We start from the raw sequence: 13421 nt of genomic DNA on the forward strand, positions 1-13421 counted from the left end.
CTTACTGCCGCCGATGTTTCGAACTGCGTGCATCGGAGAAACGAGATTATGGAGAAACGACTGAAACGTGTCAACCCCTTTTGCGAATCTCTTTTACCGAACAAATTTCACTCATGCGGCAGCGAAGTTCGGACATACACCGCACGCGCTCCACTACGACGAAAACTCAGGCCACGCCGCCCCGTTCGCGGATCTGCGGCCACGCGAGCTTCATGTAGTAGAGCATCGACCAGATCGTCAGGAACGCGGCCAGATAGATGAGCCACAGGCCCCACACGCGCGTGTCGATCACCACGCCGCCGAATGACAGCGGGCCGTAGAACAGCAGCATGGGAATCGCCACCATCTGGCAAACGGTCTTGAGCTTGCCGAGCGAATTCACCGCGACGCTCTTCGACGCGCCGATCTGCGCCATCCATTCGCGCAACGCCGAGATCGCGATTTCGCGCCCGACGATCACGAGCGCAATCGCAGAATCGATACGCGTGAGTTGCACGAGCACCAGCAACGCGGCGGTCACCATCAGCTTGTCGGCGACCGGATCGAGGAACGCGCCAAATGCCGAGGTCTGATTCCACTTGCGCGCCAGATAGCCGTCGAACCAGTCGGTCAGCGCCGCCAGAATGAAGATGGTCGCGGCCGCCAGATTGCGGTGCGCGGGGCTCATCATCATGTTGGGCAAATAGAACACACCGACGACGAGCGGGATCAGGACGATCCGCAGCCAGGTCAGGAAAATCGGGAAATTAAACGGCATGGGCAGGCGCAGCGTCTGGCAAGGGAGATGCAATTGTGCCGTGTCATAAGGCCTGCCACAAGCAAAGCGGCGGCAAAGCAGCGCGCAGATGTTGCCGTGCGCGCCGCCGCGGCGCTGCTCGAAAGCGGTTGAGCGGCCGGCCGCGACCGCCGCCATCAGTGCAATTGCCGGTAAATCTGCTCCGCGAGCGCCTGCGAAATGCCTTCGACGCTCGCCAGATCCTCGACACTGGCCGCAACCACGCCGCGCAATCCACCAAAGCGCGCGAGCAACCGTTGACGCCGCTTCGCGCCCACGCCTTCCAGCTCTTCCAGCCGCGAGGTCTGGCGCGTCTTGGCGCGCTTCGCGCGCATGCCGGTGATGGCGAAGCGGTGCGCTTCGTCGCGGATCTGCGCGACCAGCATGAGTGCGGCGCTTTCCTTGCCGAGTTCGAGCGGCGCGCGGCCGTCGGCGAAAATCAGGGTCTCGAGGCCGACCTTACGCCCTTCGCCCTTCGCGACGCCGACCAGCATGCCGGTATCGAGACCCAGTTCCGTGAACACCTGACGCGCGATTTCGACCTGGCCCTTGCCGCCGTCGATCAGCACGATAGTCGGCAGGATGCCGCCGGCCGCGACCGGCTCCGCGGCGTCCGGCGTGAGCGACGGATCGGCGGCCGCATCGCTCTGCAACTCGGCGGCTTCGTCGGCGGCGTTCGCGGCGGCTTGCTCGACCATCTTCTCGTAGCGGCGCGTGAGCACCTGGCGCATCGCGGCATAGTCGTCGCCGGGCGTAATGCCGGTGATGTTGTAGCGGCGGTATTCCGATGACTGCATCTTGTGATGGTGATACACCACGCACGAAGCCTGGGTCGCCTCACCCATCGTGTGGCTGATGTCGAAGCATTCGATACGCAAATGCGCCAGATCGTCGCACTCCATGCCGAGCGTGTCCGTCAGCGCGCGCGTGCGGGCTTGTTGCGAGCCCTGCTCCGACAGCAGGCGCGCGAGCGCGAGCCGCGCGTTCTGTTCGGCCATCGCGAGCCAGGCGCGCCGTTGCCCTTGCGGCTGGCGCAGCACGGTGACCTTGTGGCCGGCTTGCTCGATCAGCACGTCGACCAGTTCGCGATCGGCGGGTGCGTGGCTGACCACCAGCACCGGCGGCACGCGGTTGCCCAGGTAATGCTGGGCGATGAATGCTTCGAGGACTTCGGATTCGATTCCACCGGTTGCAGCACGACCTTTGCGCGGCTTTGCGGGTTCTGAGCCGGCTTCGGCGGCTTCGTCGGCGGCGTCCTCCTCGTCCTCTTCGTCTTCAGACGGCATCTCTTGAGCGAGCGCAAGAGCGTCACTGGCATCGGCCAACCCCGCCGTTTCATCGTCGATGACACTGTCTTGCGCGAGCGGGTTCGACGCGAGCGCGACATCGGCCAACGGCGCGCCGTCTTCTTCCAGTCCGCCCTCGTCGGCTGTCAACGCGCTTTCCACGTGCGCCGGGAAATACGCCTTGTCGCCGAGATGCCGGCCGCCGCGCACCATCGCCAGATTCACGCACACGTGGCCGCCCAGCGCGACGACCGCGAGAATATCCACGTCGCTGTCGCTGCCGACTTCGATCGCCTGCTGATGCAGCACCGTCGACAGCGAACTCATCTGGTTGCGCACCGCCGCAGCCTGTTCGAACTTCAGCTCGCTCGCGAAGGCATGCATCTTCTGCTCGAGCTCCTTCATCACCTCGCCCTGACGGCCGAGCAGAAAGCGCGATGCGTTGGCGACGTCGCGCGCGTAATCCTCTTCATTGATCGCCGCCACGCACGGCGCCGTACAGCGGCCGATCTGATGCAGCAGACAAGGCCGCGTGCGGTTGTTGAACACGGAGTCTTCGCACGTGCGCAACTGGAACACGCGCTGCAGGATCTGGATGCTCTCGCGCACCGCCCACGCACTCGGAAACGGACCGAAGTACTGATTCTTGCGATCCACGGCGCCACGGTAATACGCCATGCGCGGAAACTTGTGGCCGGTCAGCTTGAGGTAGGGATACGACTTGTCGTCGCGAAACAGAATGTTGTAGCGCGGCGCGAGCGCCTTGATCAGGTTGTTTTCGAGCAGCAGCGCTTCGGCCTCGGAGCGCGTGACGGTCGTCTCGATGCGCGCAATGCGCGTGACCATCATCGCGATGCGCGGCGACAGCAGCGTCTTGGTGAAGTAGCTCGAGACGCGCTTCTTCAGATCGCGCGCCTTGCCCACGTAAAGCACGGCGCCGTGCGTATCGTAATAGCGATAGACGCCGGGCAGATGCGGCAGTTGGGCGAGCACTTTTTTCGGCTCGAAAACGTCGGTTGCTTCGGGTTCGGTCATGCAGAATCGGTCGGGTGGGACGGTCTCGCGAAGCGTTGCTCCGTTGCCGCGCGCCGTGGCGAACCGGAGGGCGCCATGCGCGCGCAATCGTGAACGAGTGCTTTAGAATCGCCAGTTTAGAACATTCCGCGCGCGTCCGAACCTTGTCGGCTTGAATCGGGACACGCATCAGCGGCAGCTTCGTCATCTTGCGGCGAAGTGCAACGCGGTCGCATCGCTCGCACTGCCTCGCTCCCCTCATCCGTTCGAATCCGCGATCCAGGCCATCATGTCTTCCGCTACGTCCCAACCCGAGCAAGCCGCCGACACGCCCCCGGCAATCGCCTGCGATATCTTCTGCGCGGTGATCGACAATTTCGGCGACATCGGCGTGTGCTGGCGCCTCGCGCGTCAACTCGCGAGCGAACACGGCTGGCAGGTGCGCGTGTTCGTCGACGACCTGCATGCGTTCCAGAAGCTGTGCCCGTCGCTGACGCTGGACCATGCGCGTCAGACCGTGGGCGGGGTCGTTGTCGAACATTGGCACGAGCCGGCCCATGCGGGCGATACGCTCGAAGTGGCCGACGTCGTGATCGAGGCGTTCGGCTGCGAACTGCCGCCCATCTATATCGCCGCGATGGCGGCGCGCGAGCGCACGCCGGTGTGGTTCAACCTCGAATATCTGAGCGCCGAGGACTGGGTCGCGGATTTTCATCTGCGGCCGTCGCCTCATCCGCGCTATCCGCTGACCAAGACGTTTTTTTTTCCCGGACTCGGCCCCGGCACCGGCGGCGTGCTGAAGGAACGGCATCTCGACGGCGCGCGCGCGGGTTTTGAAGCGTCGCCCAGCACGCGCGAAGCATGGTGGCGGCAAACCACCGGCCACGCGCCGCCGCCTGCCAGCGCCACCGTCGTCTCGCTGTTCTCCTACGAAAACCCCGCCGTCGACAGCCTGCTCGAACAATGGCGCGACAGCGCGGAGCCGGTCGTCCTGCTCGTGCCGGAAGGCCGCATTACAGGTTCGGTAGCGCGCTTTTTCGACCTCCCGGCATTCGGCGCCGGCTCGCATGCGGCGCGCGGCAACCTCAGCGCACACGCTCTCGCCTTTACCGACCAGCCCGGCTACGACACGCTGCTGTGGGCGAGCGACCTCAATTTCGTGCGCGGCGAGGATTCGTTCGTGCGCGCCCAGTGGGCCGCCAAACCGTTTGTCTGGCACATCTACCCGCAGGCGGACGACGCCCATCTACCAAAGCTCGACGCCGCGCTCGCGCACTACGCGCGCACCCTGCCCGCCGACGCCCGCGACGCGCTCGCGCGCTTCTGGCGCGCCTGGAACGGCATGGGCCGGCCGGACTGGACGGAATTCCAGCGTCACCTGCCGGCGCTCAGGCAACGCGCAGCGGCGTGGGCCCGCGAACTGGCTCAAGTGGGCGACCTTGCCGGAAATCTGGCCTTGTTCGCAAAAAGTCAGTTAAAATAAGCGGTTATCCAACGGCCGACGACGCAAGCGCGGCCCGATCGCAGCGGCGCAATCCAAACAACTCGCTTTGGCGGCCCGTCAACCTTGGCTTCGAAAGAGGCCAGACATCTCCTGAGTCAAAGCTTGATGGGGGGAATGTTAAAAAAGGGACGCATGTTGCGAATCGGCGCCACTCGTGTACACGCCCGCACAGGGTAAAAAAGCAGGTAACGGATTGCTGGAAGTGGCTGAGACCGCGCGTTTGCGGCGCTCCCGCCGCGCCCCGCGGCAAGCCGGCCACGCTTGACTCGCTCGCCCCCGCCAAGCCGCTTCGGCGGTGCGGCACGCAGTGAGCAAAGCGCCGAAGCCGCTTGCGCCGTATGCCGTTGAGCACAAGTTGAAGCTACTTAATTCGTACAGGACAGTTTTATGAAGACCGCACAGGAACTCCGCACCGGCAACGTCGTGATGATCGGCGCAGACGCAATGGTTGTGCAGAAGGCCGAATACAACAAATCGGGCCGCAACTCCGCCGTCGTCAAGATGAAGTTCAAGAACCTGCTGACCGGCGCAGGCATGGAAAGCGTGTACAAGGCCGACGACAAGTTCGACGTCGTCGTGCTGGAACGCAAGGAAGTCACGTACTCGTACTTCGCTGACCCGATGTACGTGTTCATGGACGCCGACTACAACCAGTTCGAGGTCGAAGGCGAAATGATGGGCGACGCCCTTCATTACCTCGAAGACGGCATGGCTTGCGAAGTCGTGTTCTACAACGAGAAAGCCATTTCGGTCGAACTGCCGACCACGCTGGTCCGCGAAATCATCTACACGGAACCGGCTGTCAAGGGCGACACGTCGTCGGGCAAGGTGTTGAAGAACGCCAAGCTGAACACCGGTTTCGAACTGCAAGTGCCGCTCTTCTGCAACATCGGCGACAAGATCGAAATCGACACGCGTACGCACGAGTACCGCAGCCGCGCTTAAGCGCCCTGCTCGCCTGAATCCGGCGCCCCCACTGGGGCGCTGCGAAAAAAATGGCAAAAAAAGCGCCCAATTTGGGCGCTTTTTCTTTTTTGCGCCGCCGTGTATGGTTAAGGAAAACTTTACCGGCAGTCTTCTCGAAATTGCCACACCGCGCACTCAAATTTTCCCGTATGCCGTCGAGCAAACCATTGATAAGTCTATATAAATAGTCGTGGCACAGTCCATGCTTATCTCTGGATACAGCCAATAGGGCTTTATCTTCTTCAACTCTGGAGATGCGGCATGAATAACGACATCGCTGAAGGCAAGTGGAAGCAAATGGTTGGCAAGGCCAAGACCGCTTGGGGGGAGTTGACCGACGACGAATTGACCAAGGCCGAAGGCCGTGCCGACAAACTCGCCGGTTTGATTCAGGAGCGTTACGGCAAGACGCGCGAAGAGGCGGAACGCGAAGTGCGGCGTTTCTTCGACAGCAATCGGGATTTCTGACAGCCGGAGTGAAGGAAATACAGGCGCCGGTTCCAAGCTTAAAAACGTTGGGACTGGCACTCAATTTAATCATGCAAAGGACCCGAACCGCTTGAGTCGAATCGCCGCCGGTGTGCCGGTGCCGTGCCTGGTGTGCGCTCCGGCCGGTCCGCCTATGTCAGCCGGTCGCTCCCGTATCGCGACCGCGCTGGCCGGGGCTACGCATGCGGCACAGGATCCGACTCGGCATCCGACCGACAGTAACGGCCAGCATTGCGCTCGTACCGCGCGCCAACGTATCGGCGCAGCGCATCGGGTATTCCATTCATCTAAAAATTGCGCTCGCCATGCCACACGCCCTGATTGTTGAAGACGATCCTAATAGCCTGTCAGGCCTGTCGGCCATCCTCGCGGCCGACGGCTTTTCCGTCGACACCGCGACGACGATCGCGGAGGCCCGAGCCGCATTGGCGCGCTTCATTCCCGACGTCGTGCTGGTCGACCTGAACCTGCCGGACGGCAGCGGGCTCGACCTGCTGCAGCATCTGCCCGCTCATCCGCCCGGTGGCGCCCTGCCCGTGATCGTGATGACCGGCAATGCGACGGTGGAAAGCGCGATCGAAGGTTTGCGCCACGGCATCTGGGATTACCTGCTCAAGCCGGTCAACATTCCCCGTTTGCGCAGCTTGCTCGCGCGCATCCCGCGCCCCTACGAGCTGACCGAGGAAGTGCAAACGCTACGCGCGTCGCTGCGTCAACTCGGCCGTTTCGGCTCGATGCTCGGCCGCAGCGGTGCGATCCAGCACGTCTATGACACGATCGAACATATCGCGCCGACTGAAGCCGCCGTGCTGATTTCCGGCGAAACCGGCACCGGCAAGCAAATCGCGGCGCGCACCATGCACGACATGAGCCGGCGCCGCAAAGGTCCATTCATCACGCTCGACTGCCGGAGCGCGAACAGCGCGGTCGCGCAACGCTCGCTCGAAAGCCAGCTATTCGGTCACGAACGCGGTGCGTTCAATGGCGCCGAGCAGCGCGAACCGGGCCTGTTCGAACAGGCGAGCGGCGGCACGCTGTTCATCGAGGAAATCGCCGAATTGCCGCGCGCCCAGCAGGAAGCCCTGCTGCGCGCGCTCGACTCGCAGACCTTCATGCGGGTCGGCGGCACGAATCAAGTGGTGACGGACTTCCGTCTGATCGCGTCGACGCGGAAGGCGCCGCGCGCGGCGGTAGCCGACGGCAGCCTGCACGAAGACCTGTCGCTGCGCCTCGAAGCCGCCGCCGTCACGTTGCCGCCGCTGCGCGAACGCGGTGAGGATCCGGCGTTGATCGCCCAGGCGGTCGTAGACGAGTTGAATCACGAAGGCTTGACGCGCGGCACGGCGGAGGTCGCCAAGCAGGTCGCGCCGAATTTCCTGCGCGAGTGCCTCGCTTATGAATGGCCAGGCAATGTGCGTGAGCTGCAGGAGCGTGTGCGGCGCGCGTATCACGCGTCTGGCGACGTGCTGGAGTCGTTGCGCGCCGACGAGGCCGGCTCGGCGAATGGCCGCGATCTGAACGGCAGCCGCGTGCAGGTCACCGTGGGCACACCGCTCGCGGACGTCGAGGAAATGCTGATTCGCGCCACGCTCGATGCCGTCGGCGGCACGCGTCACCGGGCGGCGTCGCTGCTGGGGATCAGTCCGAAGACGCTGTACAACAAGCTGCAGCGCATGCGTTTGAACTAGCAGCGGCAGCGATCGTTTGCGGTTCGCTTTGAGCAAGAAAAAACGGCGCCTTCATATACGAAGGCGCCGTTTTTTCTTGCGGCGCTTGCCGTGTGGCTACGCTGCCCTATGCAAATGCGCTACGCAGCAGCGCCTGCGCTTGCAGATATTGCGGATCGGCAACCAGCTTGCTCCACTTCAACGCCTTGCCGCGCGGCCGCATGCGCTGCAAGCGCCGCTGCGATTCCTTCGACGGCGTGAAGCGCAGCGCATCCAGCACCTTCTCCGCTTCGTCCGGCTGATTGCAGATCAGCACCATGTCGCAACCGGCCTGCAGCGCGGCGGTGGCGCCTTCGGTCAAGGTGCCGCCCTGACGCGCGGCTTCCATCGACAGATCATCGCTGAAAATCGCGCCTTCGAAGCGCAGCTTGCCGCGCAAAATGTCTTGCAGCCAGACACGCGAGAAACCCGCCGGTTTCGAATCGACCTGCGGATAGATCACATGCGCGGGAATCACCGACCCCAACGACAGGCCGAGCCAGTCGTACGGCGCCACGTCGTCGCGCAGAATCGCCTCGAGCGGACGGTCGTCAACCGGCATGGCGACATGCGAATCCGCCTGTGCGAAACCGTGCCCCGGGAAATGCTTGCCGCAATTGCTCATGCCGGCCAGCGCGAGCCCGTGGTTCAGGCTCTTGGCAAGCAATGCCACCACGCGCGCATCGCGGTGGAACGAGCGGTCGCCGATCACCTGCGATTGGCCGTAGTTCAGATCGAGTACCGGCGTAAAGCTCATGTCGATGCCGCACGCGCGCAGTTCCGTCGCGAGGATATAGCCGATGGCCGTCGTCACTTTGGTCGCGTGCAGCACATCGCTGTCCCACAACGTGCCGAGCTTGCCCATTGCGGGCAGCACGGTGAAACCGTCGGTGCGAAAGCGCTGCACGCGCCCGCCTTCGTGATCGACGGCGATCAGCAGATCGTCGCGAATGCCGCGGATCGAATCGGTCAGCGCAATCAGTTGCGCGCGGCTCTCATAGTGGCGCGCGAACAGGATCACGCCGCCCGTCATCGGATGGGCAAGGCGGCGCTTGTCGTCGTCGTTCAGCGTTGTGCCGACCACGTCGAGCATCACCGGTCCGGGAATGGTTTTCATCGATTTGCGTTGGAAAAAAGCTTTTGCAAGGAGAGACGCGGCAGGCTCTTGCCGCGTTCAAGGTATTTTTTATTCGGCGGCGGCGTCGGGCGCACCCGCTTGCGCGGTTTCGGCAATCACGAACGACACCGCGTAGTCACGTTCGTCGCTGATCGTCACGCGCGCCGTGATGCCGCGCGCGTCGAGCCACTCGGCCAGTTCGCCGGACGCGACCACCATAGGTTCGCCGCTCGGCTTGTTGAGCGTTTGCAGTGCGCGCCAGGTCATCGGCCAATGCATGCCGAGGCCGATCGCTTTCGAAAACGCTTCTTTCGCCGAGAACCGCGTGGCGAGAAACGCGAGACCACGCGCCGCCGAACGCGCATGACGCGCGTGATAGACACGCAGTTCGTCCGGACCGAGCACCTTTTCGGCGAAGCGGCCGTTGGTGCGCGTCATGACCGCGGCTACGCGGCTGACCTGGACGATGTCCGTGCCGATGCCGTAGATTGCCATGGGCGGGCCGCCGTACTACGCGCGCGCGCCGAGACGCGCGGCGACCATGATCGCCTTCATCTCGCGCACTGCGTTATCCCAGCCGGCGAAGATCGCGTGCGCGACGATCGCGTGGCCAATATTCAGTTCGTCGATGCCCTCGATCGCGGCGATCTGCTGCACGTTCGTGTAGTGCAGACCGTGGCCGGCATTGACCTTGATGCCGAGCGTCCTGCCGAATTCGACGGCGCGCACCACGCGCTCGAATTCACGCTGCTGTTCTGCGGGATCGTTGGCTTCGGCGTAGCGGCCGGTGTGCAGTTCGATCACCGGCGCGCCGGCTTCGTGCGCGGCGCGAATCTGCGTTTCGTCCGGATCGATGAAGAGCGACACGCGCGAGTTCGCGTCGGCAAGTTGCTTGCACGCGGCGCGCACGGCTTCGAACTGGCCGGCGACGTCGAGTCCGCCTTCCGTGGTCAGTTCCTGACGCTTTTCCGGCACGAGGCACACGTCGTGAGGCTGCACTTCACAGGCGATGTCGAGCATTTCCTGCGTGACCGCGCATTCGAGATTCATGCGCGTCTTCAGGAGCGGGCGCAGCTTGCGCACGTCGGCGTCGACGATATGGCGGCGGTCTTCACGCAGATGCAGCGTGATGACGTCCGCACCGGCCTCTTCGGCCATCAGCGCGGCGCGAATCGGATCGGGATACGAGGTGCCGCGCGCGTTGCGCAGCGTGGCGACGTGATCGATATTCACGCCCAGATCAATCACATTCGGCGACGTAAGAAAGAAGCTCATAAGTTCTGCAAGTCGATCAGGATCTGGCGCGTCGCGAGCGGCGTGCCGCCAAGGTAAGTGTTGAGCAGAAAGCGCATCAGCGTTTTGCTTTGCGCCACGGTCTGCGCTCGATGGTAATCGTCCTGCTCCATGTCGAGCAAGGTTTGACCCGCGACCACCGGCCAAAGCGCCGGCAGATCGTCGGAGGCTTCGCGCACGCCGCGCTCCGGATCGAACACGTAGCGGCCTTCGGCCAGCACCGCTTTGCGCGCGACGGTGCGATCCAGCGCCATCGCGTAGCCGGTTTCGCGCAGCAGCACGCGCTCGAACGAACGCAGCACCTGCACGGGCGGTTCGTCGTGCGCGAGACGGGTCATCGTAACGACGTAGTGATGGAACAGTTGCGGATGCGGATCTTCGCGCGCGCAGAACTTGACCAGCAGTTCGTTCACGTAAAAGCCGCACAGGAGCGCGTCGCCGGCCAGCGGCAACATGCCGCCGACCCATTCGGCGCCGGTCAGCGTACGCACGTCGGATTTGCCCGACCACGACAGCGCGAGCGGCTGGAACGTCTGCAACACGCCGCGCAGCGCGGAGTGCGGACGCTTGGCGCCCTTCGCGACGAGCGCGAGACGGCCGTGATCGCGCGAGAGCACGTCGATGATCAGACTGGTCTCGCGATACGGATAGCTATGGAGAACGAAGGCGGGCTGCTCCGCGATCCGGTAGTCGGACGCGGAGGTGCGCGGCGCGCGGCGAGTTGGCGTTTTACGCGACTCGCCCTCGGCGCCCTGCGCGCTTTTAGTCGATGAAGTTTTTCGGGTGCTACGCGCGGATTTGGACGGCTCGCGTGCCGGCGCGGCCGGCTCCGAATCGTCCGGGTCCGCGTCGGAATTCAGCGTCATCCACGCGTCATTCGTACCCATACGCACGAAGTCCGGCTTCGTTGTCGGCCCAGCCGCTCTTCACCTTGATGAAGGTTTCCAGATACACCGGACCGTCGAACAGCTTTTCCATATCGAGGCGCGCTTCAGTGCTGATCTGTTTCAGCTTGGCGCCCTTCTGGCCGATGATCATCGCCTTATGCGTGTCGCGGTCGACCATGATGGTCGCGAAAATGCGGCGCAGACGCCCCTCGGTTTCGAACTTGTCGATCAGCACGGTGCTCGTGTACGGCAGTTCGTCGCCGGTCCAGCGAAACACTTTTTCGCGCAGGATTTCAGCGGCCAGGAAGCGCTCGCTGCGATCGGTCAGGTCGTCTTCGCCGTAGATCGGCGCGCCTTCCGGCAGGAACGGCTTGACGGTCGCCATCAGACGTTTGATGTCGTCGGGATGTTTCGCCGACAGCGGCACGATTTCGGCGAACTTGTGCAGCGTGCTCACCTGCTGCATGAACGGAAACAGCGAATCCTTATCGGTCACGCGATCGAGCTTGTTCGCGATCAGCAGCGTGGGCACCGACGGCGGGATCAGGTCGAGCACCTTCTGATCGTCCGGGCCGAAACGGCCGGCTTCGATCACGAACAGGATCGCGTCGACGGAAGTCAGAGTGGACGTGACCGCGCGATTCAGCGAACGGTTTAGCGCGCCGCTGTGCTTGGTCTGAAAACCCGGCGTGTCGACGAAAATGTATTGCGCGTCTTCGAGCGTGTGGATGCCCGTGATGCGATGGCGCGTGGTCTGCGCCTTGCGCGACGTGATACTGACTTTCTGGCCGACCAGCGCATTCATGAGCGTGGATTTGCCGACATTGGGACGGCCGACGATCGCGACCATGCCGCAGCGGAAACCAGGGGGAGTGGGAGTGTTCATATTGGGCTACGGCAAGTTCGGCTCGACGCGCGGGAATGGCGCGCCGATGGCAATCAATGGCCCGCGTCGGCGACGCGCGTTTGCACCGCGTCGGCTACGCCGGGTTCGTGTTCGGTCGGCGCCGCCGCTGCGCTCGGCACGGGCGCGACAGAACCGGGGGTCGCCTCGCGGCCGCGGTGTTTGTCGACGCTACGGACGGCTGCGGTTTCTGGCCTAGCTTCCGGCTTGCCTTCCGGCTGCACGTCGGGTTTGGCTTCGGCAGATTTCGCCTGGGCGAGTTTGGCGTCGGCGGGCTTCGTGTCCGGCTGCCTGGCTTCACCCTTCTCGGCAGTTTTGTCTGCCGGTCTGTCGCTCGCGTCAGCGGCCGTCTTGTCTGCCTTCTCGGCGCGCTCGGCTTTGTCCTGTCCGCTGTACTCCACGTGCGCGGCGCGAATCACCGCCAGCGGCGCGAGTGCGGCCGCGAACGCGGGGCGTTCTGGCATCGGTTCCGCCGCGGCAGCCTGTGCGCGCGATTCACCGCGTCCCGCTCCGCGCTCGCTCTTGCGATCCGGACTACGCAAATCCAGCGCGGCTTGCACGCCCGTTACACCGGGCACGATCTCCGGCTCGGCGTGCTTCGCCGCGCGAGCGCCTTTCGAGCGCTTGGGCTTGGCGACCACGGCGGGCGCCGCAGCCATGACCTCGTCGAGCGCTTTCTTGGCCGCCGCCTGCTCTGCCGCGCGACGGCTGGCGCCGGAACCGGAGACTTTCACCTCCAGCTTAGGCACCGTGCATTCGACTTCGAATTGCTGATTGTGCGCCGCACCATGCGTCGCGACGACCGTATAAGTCGGCAGCGCGATCTTGTGGCCTTGCAGATACTCCTGCAGCAGCGTCTTGGCATCCTTGCCCAGCGTGCGCGGGTCGATGTGATCCAGAATCGGCACGTAAAGGCGCTTGATGACCGTCTGGGCGGCGTCGAAGCCGCCGTCGAGGAACACTGCGCCCAGCACCGCTTCGAGCGTGTCAGCGAGGATAGAGGGCCGGCGGAAGCCGCCGCTACGCAACTCGCCTTCTCCAAGCCGCAAGCCTTCTGAAATATTCAGGGCTTGAGCAATTTCGTAAAGCGACTGCTGTTTGACCAGATTGGCACGGACGCGCGACAGGTCGCCCTCGTCCAGTTTGCCGAAACGTTGGAACAAAAGCGCGGCCACCGCGCAATTTAGAACAGAATCGCCGAGAAACTCGAGCCGTTCATTATGCGTGGAACTGTGACTGCGGTGCGTTAAAGCCTGGCGCAACAATTCCGCATTGCGAAATTCGTAGCGCAGACGGCTTTCCAACGGAGATAGGGGCATGGGCAGAGTATAACGCGGGCGCCAGACCCGGCGAAAACGCGGGGCGGCCAGCGGAAAAAGCGTGGTGAAGCGACGTTACCGCGGGATCTTAAAGTAGCGTGATAACACGCCGCGGCTCACGTGGCCTGGTGAAGGCCAACTGCGAGTCAACCACGCGGCGT

12 protein-coding genes are annotated in these 13421 nt (G+C 63.6%); 4 read left to right on the plus strand and 8 right to left on the minus strand.

What is annotated here, in order from left to right; all coding sequences use genetic code 11:
• Nucleotides 1-166: 166 nt before the first annotated feature.
• Together pgsA and uvrC are read right to left on the minus strand one after the other, a co-directional pair.
• Complete coding sequence (gene pgsA, locus B0G81_RS20115) at nt 167-757, minus strand: CDP-diacylglycerol--glycerol-3-phosphate 3-phosphatidyltransferase (RefSeq protein WP_106283830.1); 591 nt, start codon at nt 755-757, stop codon at nt 167-169.
• Nucleotides 758-912: 155 nt separating this feature from the next.
• The gene (gene uvrC / locus B0G81_RS20120) at nt 913-3096 is read right to left on the minus strand and encodes an excinuclease ABC subunit UvrC (protein ID WP_134138115.1); all 2184 of its coding nucleotides are present in this window, start codon (nt 3094-3096) and stop codon (nt 913-915) included.
• Between the two features lie 268 nt (nt 3097-3364).
• On the opposite strand from uvrC, the gene earP reads away from it, so the two are divergent.
• From earP to B0G81_RS20140, 4 genes are all read left to right on the plus strand, one after another.
• Nucleotides 3365-4558 carry an elongation factor P maturation arginine rhamnosyltransferase EarP gene (gene earP / locus B0G81_RS20125; protein ID WP_134138116.1) on the plus strand — a complete coding sequence of 398 codons (1194 nt, stop codon included), beginning with the start codon at nt 3365-3367 and terminating at the stop codon, nt 4556-4558.
• Between the two features lie 408 nt (nt 4559-4966).
• Nucleotides 4967-5524 carry an elongation factor P gene (gene efp, locus B0G81_RS20130; protein WP_012433870.1) on the plus strand — a complete coding sequence of 186 codons (558 nt, stop codon included), beginning with the start codon at nt 4967-4969 and terminating at the stop codon, nt 5522-5524.
• Between the two features lie 282 nt (nt 5525-5806).
• Nucleotides 5807-6013, plus strand: coding sequence for a CsbD family protein (locus B0G81_RS20135; protein ID WP_012433871.1), 207 nt, complete (start codon nt 5807-5809; stop codon nt 6011-6013).
• 326 nt (nt 6014-6339) lie between these two features.
• Nucleotides 6340-7722, plus strand: a complete 1383-nt coding sequence (locus B0G81_RS20140; protein ID WP_116148300.1) for a sigma-54 dependent transcriptional regulator — start codon at nt 6340-6342, stop codon at nt 7720-7722.
• A 106-nt stretch (nt 7723-7828) separates the two neighbouring features.
• Here B0G81_RS20140 and nagZ read toward each other — a convergent pair whose 3' ends face one another.
• From nagZ to rnc, 6 genes are all read right to left on the minus strand, one after another.
• The gene (nagZ, locus tag B0G81_RS20145; protein WP_116117969.1) at nt 7829-8857 is read right to left on the minus strand and encodes a beta-N-acetylhexosaminidase; all 1029 of its coding nucleotides are present in this window, start codon (nt 8855-8857) and stop codon (nt 7829-7831) included.
• Between the two features lie 69 nt (nt 8858-8926).
• The gene (acpS, locus tag B0G81_RS20150) at nt 8927-9352 is read right to left on the minus strand and encodes a holo-ACP synthase (protein ID WP_116117970.1); all 426 of its coding nucleotides are present in this window, start codon (nt 9350-9352) and stop codon (nt 8927-8929) included.
• Between the two features lie 15 nt (nt 9353-9367).
• Nucleotides 9368-10132 (minus strand): pyridoxine 5'-phosphate synthase, encoded by a 765-nt coding sequence (pdxJ, locus tag B0G81_RS20155; protein ID WP_134138117.1) that lies wholly within the window; start codon nt 10130-10132, stop codon nt 9368-9370.
• On the minus strand, nt 10129-11037 hold the full coding sequence (gene recO, locus B0G81_RS20160) for a DNA repair protein RecO (RefSeq protein WP_134138118.1): 909 nt from the start codon (nt 11035-11037) through the stop codon (nt 10129-10131). The genes pdxJ and recO overlap by 4 nt, the downstream gene beginning before the upstream one ends.
• A complete protein-coding gene (era, locus tag B0G81_RS20165) occupies nt 11024-11923 on the minus strand; it encodes a GTPase Era (protein WP_134138119.1) in 900 nt (299 codons plus the stop codon). Before era ends, recO begins: the two co-directional genes overlap by 14 nt.
• Before the next feature lie 53 nt (nt 11924-11976).
• Nucleotides 11977-13260, minus strand: a complete 1284-nt coding sequence (rnc, locus tag B0G81_RS20170; protein WP_134138120.1) for a ribonuclease III — start codon at nt 13258-13260, stop codon at nt 11977-11979.
• Nucleotides 13261-13421: the final 161 nt, after the last annotated feature.

Origin of the sequence: Paraburkholderia sp. BL6665CI2N2 (assembly GCF_004366535.1) — a bacterium.
Taxonomy (GTDB): domain Bacteria; phylum Pseudomonadota; class Gammaproteobacteria; order Burkholderiales; family Burkholderiaceae; genus Paraburkholderia.